Genomic DNA, 23,251 nt, shown 5'->3' on the forward strand with positions numbered 1-23,251 from the left:
TAGGTTTAACGACCTGTCAGGGTTAATAATTTCCAGTTTGAGACACTAAAACAATAATGAGAGTGCCTTTAATAAAGTATGAACAACATTTAATTTACGCACTCATAATAATTAATGAGTACCTTTAGCATATTCCAGTACACCTTAGCACCAAACCAGCTATATTTTAACCAACCGTTTGTAACCGAGTTAAATTTTTCGTTGCATTTTAATTTTAAAGCAAGCACACTGGTCGAAATGCAAACTCATCGTACCAGTCTTAGTTCGTCAACTAGGGAGAATAATAATGTTATATAAAAGCGATTCCTTTGAAGTTAGCTTCCTAAAGGAAAACATCGCCGAGTTTAAGTTTTGTGTTGCAGGTTCTGTAAACACACTATCTCAGCAAACTCTTTCAGATTGTGCAGCAGCATTAAAAGAATTAGCGTCTAATTCTGATATCAAAGGCATGATTTTTACCAGTGATAAAGATCACTTTATTATTGGTGCAGATATCTTCGAATTTTTACCAACATTTACTAAACCAGAAGAAGAATTAGTAACGTGGATCAAAAACGCAACCGACGTTTTTGACGCAATCGAAGACTTACCATTCCCAACTCTTAGCGCTATAAATGGCTTGGCACTTGGCGGCGGCTGTGAGTGGGCACTTGCTACCGATTATCGCGTTGCAAGCGAAACCGCTAAAATGGGCTTACCAGAAGTTAAACTAGGTATAATGCCTGGTTTTGGTGGCACAGTGCGCTTACCACGCATTATTGGCGCAGATAACGCCATGCTTTGGATCACCTCAGGCAAAGAAAACCGTGCCGCTGACGCCCTAAAAGTAGGTGCGTTTGACGCGGTAGTTAGTGCTGACAAACTTTTAGAGTCAAGCCTAGCAACACTTGAATTAGCAATTGCCGGCAAGCTAGATTGGCAGGCAAAGCGCGATGTTAAACTTCAGCCACTTAAATTAAACCGTGTTGAGCAAGGCATGAGCTTTGCAATGGCAGAAGGTATGGTAATGGGTAAAACCAAAGGCCACTATCCTGCTCCGGTTATGGCAGTTCGCACTATTAAAGCAGCGGCCAACTGTACTCGCGATGAAGCAATGGCAATCGAAAATGCTAACTTTGCAAAACTTGCGCGCACTAACGAAGCAGCTGCACAAACCGGTATTTTCTTAAATGACCAGTTTATTAAAGGTAAAGCACGTAAGCTTGCTAAGCACAGCGATGTTGAAATTAAACAAGCGGCTGTATTAGGCGCTGGTATTATGGGCGGCGGTATTGCATACCAGTCAGCTTATAAAGGCACACCAATCATAATGAAAGACATCCAACAGGATGCGCTTGATTTAGGTATGGGTGAAGCATCTAAACTACTGGGTGCAAAAGTTAAACGCGGCCATATGCCAATGGAAAAAATGCTGGCAACGCTTAGTAAAATTAAGCCAACGCTTAACGATGCAGACCTACAAAACGCCAACATTATTGTTGAAGCGGTTGTAGAAAACCCTAAAGTTAAGCAAGCGGTATTAGCTGACCTTGAAAAGAACATGCCAGAAGGCACGGTACTTACATCAAACACATCGACTATTTGTATAGACTTACTTGCAGAAGCACTCGATAAGCCAGAAAACTTCTGTGGTATGCACTTTTTCAACCCAGTACCAAAAATGCCATTAGTAGAAATTATCCGTGGTGCAAAAACCTCCGATAAAACAATTAATGCAGTTGTTGATTACGCTCTTAAACTTGGCAAGTCACCCATTGTTGTAAACGATTGCCCAGGCTTTTTTGTAAACCGTGTTTTATTCCCTTACTTTGCAGGCTTTAGCAAATTAGTTGTTGAAGGCGCTAACTTTGCAAAAGTAGATAAAGTAATGGAAAACGTATTTGGCTGGCCAATGGGCCCGGCTTACCTGCTTGATGTTGTAGGTATTGATACGGCGTATCACTGTACTGGCGTAATGGCTGACGGATTCCCTGAGCGTATGGCACGCGCAGAAAAAGATCCGGTGACTGTTTTTGCTAACGAAAAACGTTTTGGTCAAAAGAACAAAGCAGGTTTTTACAAGTACGAAACAGACCGTCGTGGTCGTCTTAAAAAATCAAGCGATGCAACAGCAGTTGAGCTACTAGCGCCAATTACTGATGCACCTAAAGAATTTGATAAACAAGAAATTATCGACCGTTGTATGATCCCAATGATCAACGAAGTACTACTTTGTTTACAAGAAGGCATTGTTGCTTCTCCTCAAGAAGCTGATATGGCCCTTGTATACGGCGTTGGTTTCCCTCCATTTAGAGGCGGCGCGTTCCGTTACTTAGATCAAACAGGTTTAGCTAACTTTGTTGCAGCAGCAGACAAATATGCTCACCTAGGTGCGATTTACCAAGTATCAGAGCAAACTCGCAAATGGGCCGAAGAAGGTCGTGTTTTCTATAAGGTGGAAGGTTAATATCATGAATAATCCAGTAATTGTAGATTGTATCCGCACACCAATGGGTCGCTCAAAAGGCGGCGTATTTAAAAACAAGCGTGCGGAAGATTTAAGTGCTCACCTTATGAAAGGGTTATTAGAGCGCAACCCAGCAGTTGACCCTGCATCAATTGACGATATTTATTGGGGCTGTGTACAGCAAACATTAGAGCAAGGCTTTAACGTTGCACGTAACGCATCACTGCTTGCGGGTATTCCACATTCAGTACCAGCTACAACCGTTAACCGTTTATGTGGCTCGTCAATGCAAGCATTGCATGACGCAGCACGCGCTATTATGACAGGCGCTGGCGACACTTACCTTATTGGTGGTGTTGAGCACATGGGTCACGTACCTATGACTCACGGTAACGACTTTCACCCAGGCTTAGCAACTTCAATTGCACAAGCATCTGGCTCTATGGGTTTAACTGCAGAATACCTTGCTACTATTCACGGAATTAGCCGCCAGCAGCAAGACGAATTTGCATACCGCTCACATCAACGTGCACATGCTGCAACAGTTGAAGGCCGTTTCCGCCGCGAAATTTTAGCAATGGAAGGTCACGCAGCTGATGGCTCTTTAATTTTAGTTGAAGATGATGAAGTAATTCGCCCTGAAACAACGGTTGAAGGTTTATCTCAGCTTCGCCCAGTATTTAACCCTGCCTCTGGCTCGGTTACTGCGGGTACATCTTCTGCACTTTCTGATGGCGCATCAGCCATGTTAGTAATGAGCGAAGAGAAAGCAAAAGAGCTTGGCTTACCAATTCGTGCACGCGTTAAAGCAATGGCTGTTGCCGGTTGCGATCCATCAATCATGGGTTACGGCCCAGTACCAGCAAGTAAAAAAGCACTTGCACAAGCTGGTATTACTATTGATGACATTGACGTAGCAGAGCTTAACGAAGCATTTGCAGCACAATCACTGCCTGTACTTAAAGACTTAGGTTTAGCAGACGTGGTTGATGAAAAAGTGAATTTAAACGGCGGCGCAATCGCACTTGGCCACCCACTAGGTTGTTCAGGTTCGCGTATTAGCACCTCGCTTATACACTTAATGGAAGACAAAAATGCAAAATATGGTCTAGCAACTATGTGTATTGGTTTAGGCCAAGGCATCGCGACTGTATTTGAACGTGTTCAAGACTAATTATTAGCTTAAACATGTAAACCATCTTGGTGATTAAAAAGGCGAACTAGCGCAAGTTAGTTCGCCTTTTTTTATGCCACCAGCTTATTGCTGATATGAATAATGTGATCGGGTGTATTAAATTTAAACCAGATTATTTTTTACTGTATTACGCTTACCCGTTATATGCAAAACAGTTAACCAAACAGATTAATTGCGCTAAACTACCCGACCAAACCAAGCCGCGACTATTTTTACAGGTAACTTTTTATGAGCTTTGATAATCCCGATCACCAATTAGACGCCATGGGCCTACGCTGCCCAGAACCTGTAATGATGTTACGCGCTGCAATTCGTAAGATGAACGACGGTGAAACGTTATTAATTACCGCGGATGACCCATCAACCACTCGCGATATTCCAAGTTTTTGTACATTTATGGATCACACACTGGTGGCTAAAGATGCCGATGAAGCACCGTATAGGTATGTGGTGAAGAAAGGGCTTTAAGGTTCATTGCTCAAATACTGCGTTCTAATTAAATTACTGCTTTTGAAGTGAGAATTATTTTTCTCTTCTAAATAATGAGCCACTCGGAACCACTCAAAATCCAAGTGAAATTTCTTTTCATTGTTAACTACTAATGCTGGTGGGCCCAAGAGTCGATTCATGTTTAAGTCTATATTTTGATCAAGTAACTTACTAAAATAGTCTTCAGCCTCAGTTACTGACTTATCCACCAAAGTGCGTAGTTTAATCATTAAATCAAAAATCCCTTCAAAATAACCATCTATCGCTCTGTTGAGGTCAACTAAATCAGAATTTAAGAGCTCATCTTTAAATGCAGAGTTTAACCCCTTTAACAACTTTATCCTTTCTTTCTCTTCCATTACCGATAATACGAGTGGAATCTGAAATTTTGTTATTACTCCATTTCCATGTTTACTTATAGATGGATATTTTAAAGTTAGCCTATTTACGGGTAACATTTTATGTTGGCATAAATTTCTCAAATTACAGCATAGAACATAATACTGATTCTCTTTAAAGATCTTCTCCTTTTCTATCAATAATTCAGGTAATAATGATTGATCAATATCATTAATTATCGAAAACTTATCACGTTCAATGTACAACCGATCTAAAACTAATTTTCCAGTATTCAAAATGTTTAGATAGGAGATATTTAATTTAGTACGGGCTTTTTGATTTTCTATATAAGCATGTACCTCAGAGAAACGTGAAAACTCTTGTGAGAGCTGAGCCATAGTAAGCAATGATTTGAATGTTTTAACTTCCTCTATCAAAACATCAAATAAATTTTCTATCTCAAGTTTTCTTGAGAATACTCTATATTTTTTTAAGCACTCATTTGAGTCTGATTCAGTTAACTTACTTCGTTCAAACCTGGGCTTATCATTTTCTAGATAGCAGTACTCTATATAATTATCCAATGTACTACCCCTTAATCCAAAGGCTCAATTTCATATTAACGTCCTTGTCGCAAATCTATAAGCCCACTCGGGCAACTAAAAGCTGACAGCTCCAAACTAGCAGCTATTTCTTAGTAATCGTCACTTTCGGCTCATCATAATCACTGTAATCAATGCTGACTATGTATGTACCTTTTATTGCAGGCGAGTAACTGAAGTAATTATAAATAGTATTACAGTCTGCAAGTACGGGTTGGCCGAGCGTTAGTTTTTGCCCTGCAGGTTGTGAGTCGCTATAGCCGCAGTTATAGCCTTCACTAAAGTCGGCATCGGCTATTTTAAATTCGTACACTTTACCTGGGGTGCTAAATTTAACTTCTGCTTGGTAAAGCGCGCCGCCCACAGGCATAAACTGGTACTGAGGCTCTGCATCCCAAAGCGTAAAATCGCCTCTTAGGTAAACTGTTTTATCCAGCTCTTGCTGTGGCAGTACGTCGTTAATAGACACTTGGCTAGTACACGCTGTGAGTAAGCCGGCAATGGCAAGCGTTAAAATTCGTTTCATTGGCATCATTAATGGGTTTCCTTCGTTCTGTTAAAACTAAAAAGCCAGCAATACGCTGGCTTTTTATTGGCTTAAGTGGTGTTATTTTTGTAGTACAGATATATCTGCAATATCTAAAAATAAGCGGCTTAACTGGCTTAATAGTGCGAGGCGATTTTGCTTTACAGCTTCATCGTCGGCCATAACCATGACGTTGTCAAAAAAGTTATCAACACTTTGGCGAATACCAGCCAATTGGCTTAATGCCTCTTGGTAGTTTCCATCAGCGTAAAGTGGTGCAAGCTCAGTTGCAAATTTTGCTACTTGTGATGCTAATACTTTTTCAGCGTCGTCGCTTAATAGGCTCTCATCAACATCACCTTCGGTGGTAATGTTATTTTTAGCTAGTATGTTACCTACACGCTTATTCGCTGCTGCAAGCGCTTCTGCGGCGTCTAACGTACGGAAGTGGCTTACTGCTTTAACACGACGGTCAAAGTCAGTAGGTTTAGTAGGACGACGTGCCAGTACTGCTTGAATAACATCTACTTCAATGCCTTCGTCTTGATACCATGCGCGGAAGCGCCCTAGCATAAAGTCAAATACGTCGGTTGATACATTTAGGTTAGTAAGCTTTTCGCCAAACAGTGTTTGTGCTTTTGCTACTAGGTCTAAAATATCAAGCGGTAGCTCTTTTTCTACCATGATACGCAGTGCACCAATGGCAGCACGACGAAGTGCAAATGGGTCTTTGTCACCTTTTGGTGCTTGGCCTATACCAAAAATACCCACCAGCGTATCAAACTTATCTGCAATTGCTACTGCACAGCTGATTAGATTTGTAGGTAAATTGTCACCTGCAAAACGCGGCATGTATTGCTCGTTTTGTGCAATAGCTACATCTTCTGCTTCGCCATCAAAGCGTGCATAGTGCATACCCATTACACCTTGTACGTCGGTAAATTCCATTACCATTTCGGTCATTAAGTCTGTTTTACTTAATAGGCCAGCACGTTTTGCAAGGTCTTTGTCGGCACCTAGTTGCTCTGCAATGTAGCCGGCAAGTTCGCTAATACGTACAGATTTATCTTTAAGCGTACCTAACTGCTTTTGGAATAAAACAGTATCAAGTGATTCTAGGCGGCTTTCTAGGGTTTTCTTTTTATCTGTTTCAAAGAAGAACTGCGCATCGGCTAAACGTGGGCGCACTACTTTTTCGTTACCAGATATAACCACACTTGGATCTTTACTTTCGATGTTAGATACAAACAAAAACTTATTTAAAAGCTTGCCGTTTTGATCTAATAGCGGGAAGTATTTTTGATCGTCCTTCATGGTGTAAATTAGTGCTTCGGCAGGTACATCTAAAAATGCTTCTTCAAATGTTGCCGTTAACGTTACTGGCCACTCTACCAGTGAAGTAACTTCTTCTAGTAAATCTTCATCCATTGCAACAACCGCATTCACTGCGCTTGCCGCTTCTTCTATTTGTGCACGGATTTGCGCTTTACGTTGTTCGTAATCAGCAATAACGTAGGCTGATTTTAATACGTCGAACACGTCATCTGCATGGTTAATGGTGATTTTTTCTGGATGATGAAAACGGTGGCCTTGTAACTGATTAGTTACTTGCTTACCTAAAATTTCGCCTTCAATAAGTTCATCACCAAATAAAATAGTTACGGTATGAACTGGGCGAATAAATTGTGTTTTATTCGCGCCCCAACGCATTGGCTTAGGTATTGGCAGCTTTGCTAACGACTTTGCAATGGCATCGCTCATGAGCGTTTTGGTTTCTTGTCCTGCTACTTTAGCAATATGTAAAAGCCAAGCGCCTTTGTCGGTCTCAAGAGTTTGTGCTTCACTTACGTCAATACCACAACCACGTGCCCAACCCATTGCTGCTTTAGTTGGGTTACCTTCGCTATCGAACGCTGCTTTAGTTGCAGGGCCACGCTTTTCTACTTCTTTATCTTGCTGCTTTGCTTCAAGCGCTTTTACTTGTAAACCTAAACGACGAGGTGATGCATACCAGCTTACGCCTTCATGCCCAAGCTCTAGTGTTTCAAGCTCTGCAGTTAAGTTTGCGGCAAAGGCTTCTGCTAATTTGCGCAGTGCTTTTGGTGGCAGCTCTTCGGTGCCAATTTCTACTAATAAATTTTGTGCTGACATGCTTACTTATCCTTACACAGCGGGAAACCAAGCGCTTCACGTGCATCGTAATAACTTTGTGCACACGCTTTTGATAACGCTCTAACGCGTAAAATATAACGCTGACGTTCGGTTACTGAGATTGCGTGGCGCGCATCGAGTAAGTTAAACGCGTGCGATGCTTTCATTACTTGCTCGTAAGCAGGTAGTGGTAAATTTGCTTCAATTAGCTTTTGGCTCTCAGCTTCACACTTATCAAACTGGGCAAATAAATCATCTACATTTGCGTGTTCAAAGTTGTAAGTAGATTGTTCTACTTCATTTTGATGGAATACATCGCCGTAAGTTACACGCCCTAATGGACCGTCTGCCCATACTAGGTCGTAAATACTGTCTACGCCTTGAATGTACATTGCTAAACGCTCTAGGCCGTAGGTAATTTCACCGGTTACAGGAGAGCACTCTAAGCCCCCTACTTGCTGAAAGTAAGTAAACTGCGTTACTTCCATACCGTTTAGCCAAATCTCCCAACCTAAGCCCCATGCGCCTAGTGTTGGCGATTCCCAGTTATCTTCTACAAAGCGTACTTCGTGCGTTAGGGTATCAATTCCCATCGCTTCTAGTGAGCCTAGGTAAAGCTCTTGAATGTTATCTGGTGATGGCTTTAAAACTACCTGAAATTGGTAGTAATGTTGTAAGCGATTAGGGTTTTCGCCGTAGCGGCCATCGGTAGGACGGCGACACGGTTGTACGTATGCGCTCGACATTGGCTCAGGGCCAATAGATTTTAAGAATGTTTGCGGGTGAAATGTCCCTGCGCCCACTTCCATATCAAGTGGTTGAATAATGACACAGCCTTGCTGTGCCCAATAATCCTGTAAAGCCAGGATCAAACCTTGAAAGGTTTTAACGTCATATTTTTGCATATTTGGCTTTTTACTATCTGAAAGTAGCGTGAAAATTACCCTCAGTATACCTTGTGCACACGCAGGTTTTAAGCAGTTTGTGCGGTTGTTAAAATAAAAAAGGAGCCATTAGGCTCCTTTTAAGATGTAAGTATAATTTTTTACACGTCTAAGTTAACTACGCGAAGTGCGTTGGTTTCTATAAACTCACGACGTGGCTCAACTTGATCGCCCATTAATGTTGCAAACAATTGATCTGCCGCTACAGCATCTTCAATTGTTACTTGTAACATACGACGAGCTGAAGGATCCATTGTGGTTTCCCACAGTTGGCTAGGGTTCATTTCGCCTAATCCTTTATAGCGCTGAATGTAGATCCCGCGCTTAGATTCTGCGATCAACCATTCTAAAGCATCCACAAAGTTATCAACAGGTTTTGTTTTCTCACCACGTTGAACATATGCGCCTTCTTTTAAGATGTTTGCGATCTTCGTGCCAGTCACAGCAATGCGTTGGTAGTCACGTGAGGCAATAAAGTCGTAATGTAATACGTGTGCTTTATCCACACCATGCTGACGAATATTCACAACCGGGAAGTACAAGTTGCGCTCTGCATCATGCTCTGTTCCAGCGTGGAAAATTGTCGCATCTTCATCACGTTCAACTAAGTCGTCAACTAGCTCTTTCGTCCACTCAATTACTTTAGCTTCGTTAGATAAGTCTTCTACTTTTAACTCGCTTTGGTAAATCAAACGTTCCATTACCGTGTTAGGGTATTTACGTTTTAAGCGCTCAATGACTTTAACTGTGTTTTGGTAATCTTGTACTATTTGCTCAAGCGCTTCACCTTCAATTGCACTTGCATCTTCGCTTGTGTAAAGCGCTGCATTATTTAGTGCAAGTGATGTTAGGTACTCTACAAGTGCAGGATCGTCTTTAATATAACGCTCTTGCTTACCTTTTTTCACTTTATAAAGTGGTGGTTGTGCAATGTAAATATAACCACGCTCAACAATTTCTGGCATTTGGCGATAGAAGAATGTTAGTAGCAATGTACGAATGTGAGAACCATCCACGTCCGCATCGGTCATGATAATGATGCTGTGGTAACGTAGTTTTTCTGGGTCATATTCATCACGGCCAATACCACAACCTAGGGCTGTTATTAGCGTCGCTACTTCTTGTGAAGAAAGCATCTTATCAAAGCGTGCTTTCTCTACGTTCAAGATTTTACCTTTAAGTGGTAAAATTGCTTGGTTTTTACGATTACGACCCTGCTTGGCTGAACCGCCAGCTGAGTCACCCTCCACTATGTATAGTTCAGATAATGATGGGTCTTTTTCTTGGCAGTCAGCTAATTTACCTGGTAAACCTGCTAAATCCATAGCGCCTTTACGACGAGTCATTTCACGGGCTTTACGCGCCGCTTCACGTGCTCGTGCTGCATCAATAATTTTACCAACAACAATTTTGGCATCCATTGGGTTTTCTAATAAGAAATCAGAAAACTTTTCAGCCATTGCTTGCTCAACCGCAGATTTAACTTCGCTTGATACTAGCTTGTCTTTAGTTTGTGATGAGAACTTAGGATCAGGTACTTTAACACTTACAACCGCTGTTAAGCCTTCACGCGCATCATCGCCCGTTGCATTACTGGTTGTTTTAGCTTTTTTGTTAAAGCCTTCTTTTTCCATGTAGTTATTAAGTGTACGTGTTAGCGCAGATCTAAAACCGGCTAAGTGAGTACCACCATCACGTTGTGGAATGTTATTAGTAAAACAGTAAATGTTTTCTTGGAAGCCATCGTTCCACTGCATTGAAACTTCAACGCTAATACCATCTTCTTCACGCTCGTGAGTAAAGTGGAATACACCTTTATGTACTGGTGTTTTATTGCGGTTTAAGTATTCAACAAACGCTTGAATACCGCCATCATATTTAAAGTGGTCGGTTTTATTTTCTTCGCGTTCATCAGATAAGATGATGCTTACACCAGAGTTCAAAAACGATAGCTCGCGTAAACGCTTAGCTAAAATATCATAATGAAAATCAAGGTTTGTAAATGTTTCGCCACTTGGCCAAAAACGCAGTTCAGTACCCGTAGTGTCAGCATCTCCAATAACAGTTAATGGAGCGTTAGGTACGCCCATGCTGTAAGTTTGCTCGTGCAATTTGCCTTCACGACGAATAGTAAGGGTTAGTTTTTCTGATAATGCATTTACTACCGATACACCAACACCGTGTAAGCCACCTGATACTTTATACGAGTTATCATCAAACTTACCACCGGCATGAAGTACCGTCATGATAACCTCGGCAGCAGACACACCTTCTTCTTCATGGATAGAAGTTGGGATACCACGACCGTTATCTCTTACAGAGACTGAACCGTCTAAGTGAATCGTTACATAAATATCATCACAATGACCTGCTAAGGCTTCATCGATAGAGTTATCAACGACCTCAAACACCATGTGGTGTAAGCCTGTGCCATCATCGGTGTCCCCTATATACATTCCAGGACGCTTTCTTACTGCGTCTAATCCTTTAAGTACTTTAATACTCGACGAATCATAATTCTCAGACATGGTTAATCCCACTTATCTTGTTATTAGGTTGCCATGTTTCACGTGGAACATTTGTAGTTCTCGTTGCATGGGTTCCACCACAGCAGAAATACTTTCAGACAAAATTGAAGAAATAAAAATTTGAGAACTGCAATGAGCCAATAATTGTCCCACTTTCTCTTTTGTATCTTCGCCTAACTCTGAAGGTAGATCATCTATTAGCAATATAGATTGCTTATCTGTCTCTGACTCAATTAAACTATTTTGCGTTACTTTTAACGCATAAAGCAATAACTTCAATTGACCGCGTGAAAACGTATTCTCTACGCTGTTGCCAGCGACACTAAAACTAAAATCGGCCTTATGAGGGCCTTTACTTGTAAAACCTTGGCGAGCGTCTCGCTCAAAGTTTTGCTCTAATGCATCACTCAAAGACTCACTGTCTTTCCAGCCTGCATTAAAGTTGATTTCTAAATCGCGTATAAGCGTTAATTCTGCACACATTTTATCAAAAAACTGCTGCTTAAACCTACTTATATACGCCATTCTTAATTTATTTATTTGTTCTGCCAGTCTAACAAATTCTTTGTCCCAAAACCTAATTTGGTCAAAATAATTCTTTGGCTTACTTTTTAATAATGCATTGCGCTGTTTTAGCACTTTATTAAACGATTGCCATAAATAAAAAAACTCATGTTCCACGTGGAACAAACCCAAATCTAAAAACTTACGTCGCTCTTTTGGGCCCCCAAAAAACAATGAATAGCTTTCGGGTGTAATAATTTGCACAGGCATTAACTGCGCAAGTTCAGAGATTTTTCTACTGGCTTTGCCTTGTATTTTTAAATTAGTTTCACCACTTTGGGTTTTACTAATCCCAATAGGAATAGACAAGTCGTGTAGCGCTTTGCGGCCATGTATTACAAACTGATCTTGCTGATGTTGAATAATACTTTTATGTTTAGGTGTTCGAAAAGATTTGCCGTGAGAAAGGTAATAAATAGCCTCTAAAAGGCTGGTTTTTCCGCTGCCGTTTTCACCATAAATTATATTAACGCCGTTGACTGGTTCTAGCGTCAGTGCCTCAATATTACGAAAATACTTGAGGCTCAAGTGACTTAAACTCATTTATAATGGGTATCTTATAATCGCATAGGCATAACCACGTACATTGCTTCTTCATCGCCCGCACCTTCAATAAGTGCACTGCTGTTTGAATCTGCTAATGTAAATAGTACATCTTCTGTTTTTAATGTATTTAGTACATCTAATACATACGATACATTAAAACCAATTTCTAGCTCATCACCCTCATACATTACTTCTACTATTTCCTCAGCCTCTTCTTGCTCAGGGTTATTAGCCGTAATTTTAAGTAAGCCATTGGCAAGGTTTAAACGCACACCTCTAAATTTTTCGTTAGATAAAATAGACACACGTTGAAATGCATTACGTAACCATTCACGGTTAGCGGTAATTACTTTATCTCCACCACGCGGTAATACGCGGCGGTAATCAGGGAAGCGGCCATCCACTAACTTACTGGTAAAAGTAAATTCCACATCGATAATACGAATATGGTTAGCGCCAAATTGAATAGTAACTAATTCTTCATCGGCAACCATAAGGCGCATAATTTCTTGCACACCTTTGCGCGGTATTATTAATTGGCGCTGCGTATTTAACGATTGGCCTAATTCTTTTTGCGCTATTGCCAAACGGTGGCCATCGGTGGCCACTGTTTTAATGTCGGTATTATCTACTTCAAACGACATGCCATTTAAGTAATAGCGAACGTCTTGGTTAGCCATTGAAAAATGTGTGCTTTCAAGTAACTTACGCAACTCTAAACGCGTTAGCTGAAATTCAACCTCGCCATCCCACTGCTCTAAATTAGGAAAGTCTTCCGCGGCAAGTGTAGTAAGTGAAAAGCGGCTTTTACCACTGGTTAAAAGCAGTTGGTGCTCTTGTAAGCTCAATGTAAGCTCAGAACCATCAGGCAGGCTTTTACAAATATCGAGTAATTTTTTAGCAGGTAGTGTTAACTTTGTATCGGCAATATCATCACCAACAAAAACACCTGCAACTAGTTCAATTTCAAGGTCTGTGCCTGTCATTGAAAGTTGCCCGTTTTCTACCACTAACAATACATTAGATAATATAGGTAACGTATGTTTACGTTCAATCGCACCCGATACTTGCACTAATGGCTTTAAAAATTGTTCTCTTGAAATGGTTATTTGCATAATAAAGTCAGCCCTAAGATGACAACGTTCTTATTAAATTTTGATAATCTTCTTTTATTTCGTGGCTTTCATCACGAAGTGATTTAACCTTTCTACACGCATGTAATACCGTGGTGTGGTCACGTCCACCAAATGCGTCACCAATCTCAGGTAAGCTGTGATTAGTTAATTCTTTTGATAATGCCATAGCTACCTGACGCGGCCTCGCGATAGAGCGGCTACGGCGCTTAGATAACAGATCTGACACACGTATTCTGTAATACTCAGCCACAGTGCGCTGTATGTTGTCTATAGTGACAAGCTTATCTTGTAGTGCCAATAAATCGCGCAGCGCTTCTTTTACAAAGTCGATAGAAATTGGGCGTCCGGTAAAATTAGCATTAGCTATTACACGGTTAAGCGCGCCTTCTAATTCACGTACGTTTGAGCGTAATTTTTTAGCGATAAAAAAAGCGACTTCGTGCGGTAAATTAATTTTACTCTGCTGCGCTTTTTTCATCAAAATGGCAACGCGCGTTTCAAGTTCTGGCGGCTCTATAGCAATTGTTAAACCCCAACCAAATCGTGATTTAAGCCTGTCTTCTACGCCCTCAATTTCTTTTGGGTAGCGGTCAGAGGTTAAAATAATTTGCTGATTACCTTCTAATAATGCATTAAAGGTATGAAAAAATTCTTCTTGTGAGCGCTCTTTATTAGCGAAAAATTGAATATCATCAATCATTAGCGCATCAACACTACGGTAATAACGTTTAAATTCTTCAATGGCGTTATTTTGTAGTGCTTTTACCATGTCTTGCACAAAACGCTCAGAATGCATGTAAACAATTTTAGCATCGGGCTTGTTAGCCATAATGCCATTACCTACTGCATGTAATAAGTGAGTTTTACCTAAGCCTGTGCCACCGTAAATAAATACCGGGTTAAAGGCAGAGCCAGGGTTATCTGCAACTTGTGTTGCAGCCGCTTTTGCTAGCTGGTTAGATTTACCCTCAACAAAGCTGTCAAAGGTATAGTTATCTTTTATATTAGATTTATAGCCTGATTTAGGCGCAGGCTCTACTGCTGCTTTTTGTTCTACAGGTTGCTGTTTAGCAGGTGCCTGTGAACTAGGTGATGCAGGGGCTTCAACACTTGGCGCCGCCGCTTGAGTATTTAGTAGTGGTTTACTACCTACATCAAAACGCAATTCGGGCGCTTCATCACCACAAATTTCTACCAGTAACTCATTAATACGGTTTAAATACTTTTCTCTTACCCAATCAAGAACAAAGCGATTAGGTGCGTAAATCGTTAAGGTATCTTCGGTACTTTCTGCTTGTAGTGGTCTTACCCACATACTGAATTGTTGCGAAGGCAACTCATCTTGCAATACATATAAACAACTTTGCCAAACCGACAGATACACAGTTAAACTCCCAGAGGTATAATTTTTATTCCCGCACATCAATAATGATTAAAAATCATGCATTTATTGCGTTCAATTGGCCAGCTACCCGACCCAAGACCGGGTATTATGAAGGCACTTTATCCACAAGTAAAAGATTGATTTTTATAAAATTGTTGATATCAGTGTATAAATATCTTAACAGACTGATTTATAGCGACTTTTATTTTAAAGCCTGATAACAGATCATAACAAAAACACACTGAGATCGCGAACCAATTTTACGATCTAAATGAGTTTTCCCATGCTTTTATTCACTTTTTAAACACCAGCTGTGGAAAACTTCTTAATTATGATGATCCTAGTTGATCACCCTACTTTATTACGATCCACATTCTTTTAGTCAGTCTCGGCCATTAATTCGCCTTTTTGCGTAAAAGCAGACCATTTTGCTTTAAAATTAATCCATAAATATCAAGCCAGCGTACAAAAAATGTAATAAACACGGTGTTTACAGCGCAATTATGATTGACTTTAAAGTGCTTAATCTATAATATCTCGCGCTCGCAATGGCACCTGTGCCAGGATCGCGACCTGCATAGGATGTTTTAACTTTAACCGATCGGATGAGATTGTTATGAAAAGAACTTTTCAACCTAGCGTTTTAAAACGCAAACGTGCACACGGCTTCCGTGCTCGCATGGCAACTGTAAATGGCCGTAAAGTATTAGCACGTCGCCGCGCTAAAGGCCGCAAAGTTCTTTCTGCTTAATATATAAGTGGAAGACTTTAGCTTTGGCAGGGAGTTACGTCTGTTAACTCCCTCGCATTACTCTCGCATATTTAACGAACCCGCTCGGGCTGCAACTCCTTTATTTACTCTTTTAGCTAAACCTAATGACCAAGATAAACCTAGGTTAGGGCTCACTGTTGCTAAAAAACGTGTAAAAAAGGCATGCCAACGTAACCGTATTAAACGACTCGCTCGCGAAAGTTTTCGTTTAAATCAACACACCATCGATAATATCGATATTGTGCTTATGGTAAAAAGTGGTATTGATGAGCAGTCTAACGAAGAAATAACCAAACAACTTACAAAGCTGTGGCGTAAAATAAATGAACGCTGCAAACCTGGTGCACCTAAACCACCACCTTTTAAAAAACGCCCAAACAAATCAGCTAAATCTAATAAACAAACCCGATAGCAATAGAATTGCAGGGTTAATTAGGGTATCTTTAGCTCACCTTTTAATCATGCGTTTAAAATCTCTAATTGAGCCTTTAAATACATGGTATCTATTCACTAAATATACGCAGGGGTATAAACACCATGAGGTTACTTAAACCACTTGTTGCTATTCCAAAGCGTTGTTTAGTGTTATTTATCCGCGGTTATCAAATGTGGATAAGCCCACTACTAGGCCCGCATTGTCGTTTTAATCCAAGCTGCTCTCATTACGCTATTCAAGCAATTAATTTGCATGGATTTGTAAAAGGGAGTTGGTTAGCACTTAAACGCATATTAAAATGCCATCCTTTACATTCAGGCGGAGAAGACCCCGTTCCTGAAAAATTAACCCGTATTAACCACCAACACGAGAAATAAGAGCTGTTATGGAATCGCAACGCACGTTTTTATTAATCGGTTTAATGTTAGTGTCGTTTTTATTATTTCAAGAATGGAATAATGACTACAACACACCTAAAGCCGATCCTAGTGCCACCACACAAACACTAAACACAACGTCACCAGAGTCAGATGATTATATACCGTCATCGTCAGATTCAGGTTTACCTGCTTCGGCTACCGCTGCTAAGCGTTCAGTTATTGACATTACGACTGACGTTTTCAAAGTAAAAATAGACACCAAAGGCGGTGACATTGTTGAAGCAGACTTACTCCAATACGAAGAAGTAAAAGGTGAAGAAACACCATTTATGCTTCTAGGCGAGTTTGATGGCAATCAATACTTCTCACAAAGTGGTTTAATTGGTTTAAATGGCCCAGACGCATCAGCGAATGGTCGCCCTACTTACCAAGCAACGCAAAAAGCCTACACGCTAAGCGGTGATGAGCTACGTGTACCACTTACCTATGTTGATAGTAATGGCGTTAGCTTCACTAAAACATACGTATTTAAAAAAGGTCAATACGATGTAGGCCTTGAGTACACAGTAAATAATGCTACAAGTGCGCCAGTGCAAGTACAGCTATACACGCAAATTAAGCGTACCGTACAAGAAAAAGGCAGCTTAGTAGATCAAAACTATTTAGGTGCAGCTTACGGTACTGATGAAGAGTCGTACGAAAAATACAGCTTTTCTGATATGGCTGACAAAAACCTAAATAAAAACACCCAAGGCGGTTACGTTGCATTTATTCAGCATTACTTTGTAAGTGCATGGGTGCCTAAGCAAGACGAAACACACACGCTTTACAGCTTAATTACTAAAAGTAATGCCGCTATTATTGGTACAAAAGCAGCGCCTATAAATGTACAAGCCGGCAGCGAGCAAACTCTTAATGCGACTTACTACATGGGTCCTAAAGAGTCAGATATTCTTGAAGCGATTCACCCAGATTTAGACCTGACTGTAGATTACGGTTGGTTATGGTTTATTTCGCAACCTTTATTTGTACTTCTTAAATGGCTACACAGTATTTTAGGTAACTGGGGTGTCGCTATTATTGCCATCACTATTATCGTTAAATCGTTAATGTACCCGCTTACTAAAGCGCAATACACGTCAATGGCAAAAATGCGCGCCCTTCAGCCTAAAATGGCTGCACTAAAAGAAAAATATGGTGATGACCGTCAAAAGTTCGGCCAAGCTACTATGGAAATGTACAAAAAAGAAAAAGTTAACCCTATGGGTGGCTGTTTCCCTATTTTGCTACAAATGCCAATTTTCTTAGCACTATTTTACGTATTCTTAGAATCAACAGAGCTGCGCCATGCAGAGTTCATTCTTTGGCTAACTGACCTTTCTACAAAAGACCCATACTACGTATTACCAATATTATTTGGTGCAAGTATGTTTGTGACGCAAAAACTACAACCAATGACGGTTACCGATCCAATGCAGCAAAAAATGATGACCTTTATGCCAGTTATCTTCTCTGTATTCTTCTTATGGTTCCCATCTGGTTTAGTACTTTACTGGTTAGTGTCTAACCTTATTTCTATTGTCCAGATGCTTATCATCTACCGTGGCATGGAAAAGCAAGGTATAAAAGTAAGAGGCTAGCTTAACGGCTACTCATATAAAGGCGACTTAGGTCGCCTTTTTTATTGCCTATTTTTTACCACAGCTATTCGCTACCAATAAATGCATAGGTTACAATAGCGCCATTAAAGTTACTCTCGTTGGCAAATAAATAGCATGATCAATCAAGACACAATTGCAGCACAAGCGACCGCCCCTGGGCGTGGTGGCGTAGGTATAATTCGGGTTTCTGGCAGCCTTGCTAAAAGCGTGGCCGAAAAAATAATAGGTAAAGTACCTAAGCTTCGCTATGCCGACTACGTTCCTTTTAAAAGTTTAAGCGGCGAGCAACTCGACCAAGGCATCGCTATTTATTTTGCAGGCCCAAACTCATTTACCGGCGAAGACGTACTTGAACTGCAAGGTCACGGCGGCCCAGTTGTACTCGACATGCTATTAAAAGAAATTAGCCAAATAGAAGGCGTTCGCTTAGCTAAGCCTGGTGAGTTTTCTGAGCGCGCCTTTATGAACGACAAGCTTGATTTAACCCAAGCAGAGGCTATTAGCGATTTAATTAATGCAACCTCAGAGCAAGCAGCTAAAAGCGCCCTACAGTCGCTACAAGGTGAGTTTTCTAAACACATTGAAACCCTAGTAGAAAAAGTTATTCATTTACGTATGTATGTAGAGGCAGCCATTGACTTCCCTGATGAGGAAATTGACTTTTTATCCGATGGCAAAGTGTCGGGCGATTTAGATGCCATTATCAGTCAATTACACACAGTAACGAGCCAAGCTAAGCAAGGCAGTATTATGCGCGAAGGTATGCGCGTTGTTATCGCAGGGCGCCCTAATGCGGGTAAATCAAGCCTACTTAATGCCCTAGCAGGCCGCGAAGCCGCCATAGTAACCGAAATAGCCGGTACTACTCGCGACGTACTACGTGAGCACATTCATATTGATGGTATGCCACTGCATATTATCGATACCGCAGGCCTACGTGAAAGCCCAGACCGCGTTGAACAAATAGGAATAGAGCGCGCGTGGGATGAAATAAATCAAGCTGATCGCGTGTTGTTTATGCTTGATGGCACCGACACCACCGACACCGACCCACACGCAATTTGGCCTGAGTTTATGGCAAAGTTACCGCAAGGAATGGGGGTTACCGTTATCAGAAATAAAGCCGATTTATCGGGCGATGCAGTAGGTATAGATGAAAACCAACAATACCCAGTAATTAGTTTAAGCGCTAAAAATGCGCAAGGTATTGAGCTTGTACGCGACCACTTAAAAGCTTGTATTGGCTTTCAGGGCGCAACAGAAGGTGGATTTATGGCGCGTCGCCGCCATTTAGATGCACTTGAACATGCGGCCTATCACTTAGATACTGGTAAAACGCAGTTAGAAATGCACGTCGCCGGCGAAATATTAGCCGAAGAGCTACGCCTAACGCAGCAGTACTTAAACGAAATAACCGGTGAATTTACCTCAGACGACCTACTAGGCAAAATATTTAGCTCGTTCTGTATTGGTAAATAACTCGCTAAAGCAGCATAAAATAACACTCACTTTAGGGCACATTAGTGCCCTTTTTTATGCCCGGTATAAAAATTTAAAAAGCTAAAATGGGGTTAAAATTAAATAAAAACGCGCCTGATTTTATCGTATACAACTCACCAGTTTAATCTCTCACAGTATAAAACACACCACGTTAAGCGCGTAATTGGCGCTCTACATAGCTTAAAAAAGTACCAATATACCGCTAAAAAGTATCCTTAAGTAGATCGTTTTAACTACAGTTTATGAATTTATAAGCAAAAGTAACCGGTACTATCAAAGCCAACGCCCTCGTTTTTAATCGATCCACCAGCAAAACTCCTCGCTGAACTTGAAAAATAATAAGACTAATTAAAAAAGGTTATCCACAATCGCCTACTTTATGGCTAATAAAACAAAAATAGCGGCACATTTATAAGCTTAAACCGTCACGATCTATAAAAAAGCGTGGTTTATTACACTTATTTTCACTTTTTTAGGGCAGATCTGCTTAATCGGATCGTTTTTAAAAATTATTTTTGATCGCCCTTTTAAGTTATCAACAAGATTACTATCCACATTATGATCAACAACAGCTTAGCTATATAAAAACGTGGGCTGGTGGCCTCACTTATAATAAAAAATCAATGACTTAGCTATATCTAGATCTACAAAACATACTAGTTAAGCAGAGCTTTCCCCAACCTTATCAACAATTTGATCAGAAGATTACATTTAAATACTTTTTGTTAATTCATTTATATTCAATAACTTATATAAGCGATTGCAACAAAGAGTAAAAACAACTCAAAAATAGTTATACAAAATTACAAAGGTTTTCTTTACTGCAAGCCTAACTCAGATATCATAGCGGGCAAATAAGTAAAGTGTGATCAGTTTAAATATGAGTTCTGTAAATATAATCGTTGGTAGTCAAATGGGATCTGCAGAATATGTAGCAGAACAACTATGTGATGAGTTAAATAACCAAGGTATAAGTGCTGAACTACATGATCAACCTAATTTATCTGATATTGATCAACATAATACAATCTGGCTTATATGCACATCGACCTATGGCGCAGGCGATTACCCCGACAACCTTTTACCATTTATTGAGCAGCTAAATCAGCAAAGTGACTTATCTGCAATTAAATATTCAGTCATTGGCTTAGGCGATACCAGCTACGACACCTATAACCTTGCTGGGCGTAATATAAATAGTTTAATGGCCAGCCTTGGCGCAACATGCATAGCGCCAAGGCTTGAATTAAATATTCTTGATGAGGCATTACCCGAAGATACCGCCCTAGAGTGGTTAGATTCGTGGATAGAGAAAACACAATTAAAGTAATGTGATCGAATAAAATGCATAAACAAAGTTACCCACAATTTACTAATAATTTAATAGCTTTTGTGGATAACCGCTGATCAAACTGCGTTTTTAAGCATGCTTATCCATTGGATAAGATCCAATCGATATTGGGCTGTGTATAAACCCCCTTTTTGATCAGAGCTTATTTGCCTGATGATCCGATCATATTAACACCTTTAGATCTGATCTAATTTTATGTTTTAAATGAATAAATAGAGCTTATCAACAGAAAACCCGATCACTAGTAGTAATAGTATTAAAAGATCTCTTTAAAAGATCCTTTATATTATAAGTGATCAGTGACTTAGATCTTGCCCACTGTTTAATCATTTATCTTCTGCTAATTTCTAGGTAGAATACGCTCCCTTTTGAAGTTTACTGGTTTGATTAAGTAGGATCCCATTAATGATTTTTCACGAAAAGTTTGACGTTATCGTAGTAGGTGGTGGACATGCAGGCACTGAAGCCTCATTGGCTGCTGCACGTATGGGGATGAATACCCTGCTGCTAACTCATAATATGGATACACTTGGTCAAATGTCTTGTAACCCAGCAATTGGTGGCATAGGCAAAGGCCATTTGGTTAAAGAAATTGATGCGCTAGGCGGTGCTATGGCACAAGCTATTGATAAAGGCGGTATTCAATTTCGTACCTTAAATTCTTCAAAGGGACCTGCTGTTCGTGCAACTCGAGCACAAGCTGATCGCGCTTTGTACAAAGCTGCAATTCAAAACACATTACAAAACCAAGAAAACCTAAAAATATTTCAACAATCGTGTGACGATCTTATCGTTGAAAACGACAAAGTTGTTGGCGTAGTAACCCAAATGGGATTACGTTTTAGCGCACCTAGTGTTGTATTAACCGTAGGTACTTTCTTAGGTGGCCAAATACATATTGGTTTAGAGAATTTTAAAGGTGGTCGTGCAGGCGATCCCCCTTCAATTGCACTTGCTGATCGTTTACGTGAGTTACCTTTTAGAGTAGACCGTTTAAAAACAGGTACTCCACCACGTATTGATGCCCGTACAGTTGATTTTAGCAAGATGCAAGAACAACCAGGTGATGCGCCTACACCGGTATTTTCGTTTATTGGTAAACAAAGCGATCACCCACAGCAAATACCGTGCTATATCACCTACACAAACGAAAAAACCCATGAGGTTATTCGTAACAATTTACATCGCTCGCCTATGTACTCTGGCGTAATTGAAGGTATAGGACCACGTTACTGCCCTTCAATAGAAGATAAAATTGTGCGCTTTGCTGATAAAGACAAGCACCAAATATTTGTAGAGCCTGAAGGTTTAACATCGTACGAGCTTTACCCTAACGGTATTTCAACCAGCTTACCTTTTGATGTGCAGTTACAAATTGTGCAATCGATAGATGGTTTTGAAAACGCACATATTTGTCGCCCTGGTTATGCTATTGAATATGATTTCTTTGACCCACGTGATTTAAAACAGTCATTAGAAACCAAGTTTATAGACGGATTATTTTTTGCAGGCCAAATAAATGGTACTACTGGTTACGAAGAAGCCGGTGCACAAGGCTTAATAGCCGGCATGAACGCCGCTTTACAAGTACAAGGCAAAGATGCATGGACTCCACGTCGTGATGAAGCATATGTGGGCGTACTAATAGACGACTTAGCAACGCTTGGTACAAAAGAACCGTACCGTATGTTTACTAGCCGTGCGGAATACCGTTTATTATTGCGTGAAGATAACGCTGATATTCGCTTAACAGAAAAAGGCCGTGAACTTGGTTTAGTTAGCGATGAGCGCTGGCAGGCATTTAACGAAAAAATGGAAGTGATCGAAAAAGAGAAACAGCGTATTAAAGAAACCTGGATCCATAAAGATCATGCTGTGGTTGATCAAGTAAACGCCTTATTAAAAACACCGCTTACTCGTGAAGCAAGTTTAGAGGATCTACTTCGTCGTCCAGAAATTCGTTACGACGATTTAATGGCTATTGATGGGCTAGGATCTGAGTTTACAAACCAAGCTGCACTTGAACAAGTTGAGATCCATACTAAATACGCAGGCTACATTGCGCGCCAGCAAGATGAGATCAATAAACAGCTTCGTCATGAAGAAACCATTTTGCCTAAAGAGTTCGATTATTCAACGGTATCGGGTTTATCAAACGAGGTAGTTGCTAAGCTAACGGATGCACGTCCAGACACTATTGGCCAAGCTTCTCGTATTTCTGGTATCACCCCAGCGGCGATTTCGCTATTATTAGTGTATCTGAAGAAGCAAGGCTTATTACGCAAAACTGCGTAATGGTAA

Annotated in this window: 18 protein-coding genes; 10 read left to right on the top strand and 8 right to left on the bottom strand. The window is 40.5% G+C overall.

Annotated features, from left to right (window positions below):
• The first annotated feature begins 286 nt into the window (after positions 1-286).
• From fadB to tusA, 3 genes are all read left to right on the top strand, one after another.
• Positions 287-2,446 (top strand): fatty acid oxidation complex subunit alpha FadB, encoded by a 2,160-nt coding sequence (fadB, locus tag PSI06_RS12340; protein ID WP_096738858.1) that lies wholly within the window; start codon positions 287-289, stop codon positions 2,444-2,446.
• 4 nt (positions 2,447-2,450) lie between these two features.
• The gene (gene fadA / locus PSI06_RS12345) at positions 2,451-3,620 is read left to right on the top strand and encodes an acetyl-CoA C-acyltransferase FadA (RefSeq protein WP_004588050.1); all 1,170 of its coding nucleotides are present in this window, start codon (positions 2,451-2,453) and stop codon (positions 3,618-3,620) included.
• A 249-nt stretch (positions 3,621-3,869) separates the two neighbouring features.
• The gene (gene tusA, locus PSI06_RS12350) at positions 3,870-4,109 is read left to right on the top strand and encodes a sulfurtransferase TusA (protein WP_055255663.1); all 240 of its coding nucleotides are present in this window, start codon (positions 3,870-3,872) and stop codon (positions 4,107-4,109) included.
• Here the strand turns inward: tusA and PSI06_RS12355 are convergent.
• From PSI06_RS12355 to dnaA, 8 genes are all read right to left on the bottom strand, one after another.
• On the bottom strand, positions 4,106-5,053 hold the full coding sequence (locus PSI06_RS12355) for a hypothetical protein (RefSeq protein ID WP_273603848.1): 948 nt from the start codon (positions 5,051-5,053) through the stop codon (positions 4,106-4,108). The two genes, tusA and PSI06_RS12355, sit on opposite strands and share 4 nt — an antisense overlap.
• 103 nt (positions 5,054-5,156) lie before the next feature.
• Entirely contained in the window at positions 5,157-5,606 is a 450-nt protein-coding gene (locus PSI06_RS12360) for a hypothetical protein (RefSeq protein ID WP_273603847.1), read from the bottom strand.
• 72 nt (positions 5,607-5,678) lie between these two features.
• Complete coding sequence (gene glyS / locus PSI06_RS12365) at positions 5,679-7,748, bottom strand: glycine--tRNA ligase subunit beta (protein ID WP_004588054.1); 2,070 nt, start codon at positions 7,746-7,748, stop codon at positions 5,679-5,681.
• A 2-nt stretch (positions 7,749-7,750) separates the two neighbouring features.
• Entirely contained in the window at positions 7,751-8,653 is a 903-nt protein-coding gene (glyQ, locus tag PSI06_RS12370; protein WP_004588055.1) for a glycine--tRNA ligase subunit alpha, read from the bottom strand.
• A 140-nt stretch (positions 8,654-8,793) separates the two neighbouring features.
• Complete coding sequence (gene gyrB / locus PSI06_RS12375) at positions 8,794-11,220, bottom strand: DNA topoisomerase (ATP-hydrolyzing) subunit B (RefSeq protein WP_096040911.1); 2,427 nt, start codon at positions 11,218-11,220, stop codon at positions 8,794-8,796.
• Positions 11,221-11,232: 12 nt separating this feature from the next.
• Positions 11,233-12,327, bottom strand: coding sequence for a DNA replication/repair protein RecF (gene recF, locus PSI06_RS12380; RefSeq protein ID WP_024032132.1), 1,095 nt, complete (start codon positions 12,325-12,327; stop codon positions 11,233-11,235).
• Positions 12,328-12,341: 14 nt separating this feature from the next.
• Positions 12,342-13,445, bottom strand: coding sequence for a DNA polymerase III subunit beta (gene dnaN, locus PSI06_RS12385; RefSeq protein WP_004588058.1), 1,104 nt, complete (start codon positions 13,443-13,445; stop codon positions 12,342-12,344).
• Between the two features lie 13 nt (positions 13,446-13,458).
• A complete protein-coding gene (gene dnaA, locus PSI06_RS12390) occupies positions 13,459-14,850 on the bottom strand; it encodes a chromosomal replication initiator protein DnaA (RefSeq protein ID WP_004588059.1) in 1,392 nt (463 codons plus the stop codon).
• 616 nt (positions 14,851-15,466) lie between these two features.
• Between dnaA and rpmH the strand changes: the two genes are divergently transcribed.
• The 7 genes from rpmH to mnmG all read left to right on the top strand — a co-directional run bounded on the left by rpmH (position 15,467) and on the right by mnmG (position 23,245).
• Positions 15,467-15,601, top strand: a complete 135-nt coding sequence (gene rpmH / locus PSI06_RS12395) for a 50S ribosomal protein L34 (protein WP_004335215.1) — start codon at positions 15,467-15,469, stop codon at positions 15,599-15,601.
• Between the two features lie 7 nt (positions 15,602-15,608).
• Entirely contained in the window at positions 15,609-16,034 is a 426-nt protein-coding gene (gene rnpA, locus PSI06_RS12400; protein WP_029772813.1) for a ribonuclease P protein component, read from the top strand.
• A gap of 125 nt (positions 16,035-16,159) precedes the next feature.
• Positions 16,160-16,435 carry a membrane protein insertion efficiency factor YidD gene (yidD, locus tag PSI06_RS12405; RefSeq protein WP_004588061.1) on the top strand — a complete coding sequence of 92 codons (276 nt, stop codon included), beginning with the start codon at positions 16,160-16,162 and terminating at the stop codon, positions 16,433-16,435.
• 8 nt (positions 16,436-16,443) lie between these two features.
• Positions 16,444-18,078, top strand: coding sequence for a membrane protein insertase YidC (yidC, locus tag PSI06_RS12410; RefSeq protein ID WP_024032130.1), 1,635 nt, complete (start codon positions 16,444-16,446; stop codon positions 18,076-18,078).
• Positions 18,079-18,213: 135 nt separating this feature from the next.
• Complete coding sequence (gene mnmE, locus PSI06_RS12415; protein WP_273603846.1) at positions 18,214-19,578, top strand: tRNA uridine-5-carboxymethylaminomethyl(34) synthesis GTPase MnmE; 1,365 nt, start codon at positions 18,214-18,216, stop codon at positions 19,576-19,578.
• Between the two features lie 901 nt (positions 19,579-20,479).
• Positions 20,480-20,929, top strand: coding sequence for an FMN-binding protein MioC (gene mioC, locus PSI06_RS12420; RefSeq protein ID WP_024032128.1), 450 nt, complete (start codon positions 20,480-20,482; stop codon positions 20,927-20,929).
• A 426-nt stretch (positions 20,930-21,355) separates the two neighbouring features.
• Positions 21,356-23,245: a tRNA uridine-5-carboxymethylaminomethyl(34) synthesis enzyme MnmG gene (gene mnmG / locus PSI06_RS12425; protein WP_004588065.1), complete on the top strand. Its 1,890-nt coding sequence runs from the start codon at positions 21,356-21,358 to the stop codon at positions 23,243-23,245.
• Positions 23,246-23,251 lie beyond the last annotated feature (6 nt).

The sequence above is a fragment of the Pseudoalteromonas sp. GABNS16E genome (assembly GCF_028598715.1).
Taxonomy (GTDB): Bacteria; Pseudomonadota; Gammaproteobacteria; order Enterobacterales; family Alteromonadaceae; genus Pseudoalteromonas; species Pseudoalteromonas atlantica.

Coding starts and splice junctions, on each gene's coding strand:
- rpmH (WP_004335215.1), top strand. CDS start 15,467: ATGAAAAGAACTTTTCAACCTAGCGTTTTAAAACGCAAACGTGCACAC.
- dnaN (WP_004588058.1), bottom strand. CDS start 13,445: ATGCAAATAACCATTTCAAGAGAACAATTTTTAAAGCCATTAGTGCAA.
- mnmE (WP_273603846.1), top strand. CDS start 18,214: ATGATCAATCAAGACACAATTGCAGCACAAGCGACCGCCCCTGGGCGT.
- fadB (WP_096738858.1), top strand. CDS start 287: ATGTTATATAAAAGCGATTCCTTTGAAGTTAGCTTCCTAAAGGAAAAC.
- glyS (WP_004588054.1), bottom strand. CDS start 7,748: ATGTCAGCACAAAATTTATTAGTAGAAATTGGCACCGAAGAGCTGCCA.
- glyQ (WP_004588055.1), bottom strand. CDS start 8,653: ATGCAAAAATATGACGTTAAAACCTTTCAAGGTTTGATCCTGGCTTTA.
- gyrB (WP_096040911.1), bottom strand. CDS start 11,220: ATGTCTGAGAATTATGATTCGTCGAGTATTAAAGTACTTAAAGGATTA.
- fadA (WP_004588050.1), top strand. CDS start 2,451: ATGAATAATCCAGTAATTGTAGATTGTATCCGCACACCAATGGGTCGC.
- mioC (WP_024032128.1), top strand. CDS start 20,480: ATGAGTTCTGTAAATATAATCGTTGGTAGTCAAATGGGATCTGCAGAA.
- mnmG (WP_004588065.1), top strand. CDS start 21,356: ATGATTTTTCACGAAAAGTTTGACGTTATCGTAGTAGGTGGTGGACAT.
- recF (WP_024032132.1), bottom strand. CDS start 12,327: ATGAGTTTAAGTCACTTGAGCCTCAAGTATTTTCGTAATATTGAGGCA.
- tusA (WP_055255663.1), top strand. CDS start 3,870: ATGAGCTTTGATAATCCCGATCACCAATTAGACGCCATGGGCCTACGC.
- yidD (WP_004588061.1), top strand. CDS start 16,160: ATGAGGTTACTTAAACCACTTGTTGCTATTCCAAAGCGTTGTTTAGTG.
- PSI06_RS12360 (WP_273603847.1), bottom strand. CDS start 5,606: ATGATGCCAATGAAACGAATTTTAACGCTTGCCATTGCCGGCTTACTC.
- yidC (WP_024032130.1), top strand. CDS start 16,444: ATGGAATCGCAACGCACGTTTTTATTAATCGGTTTAATGTTAGTGTCG.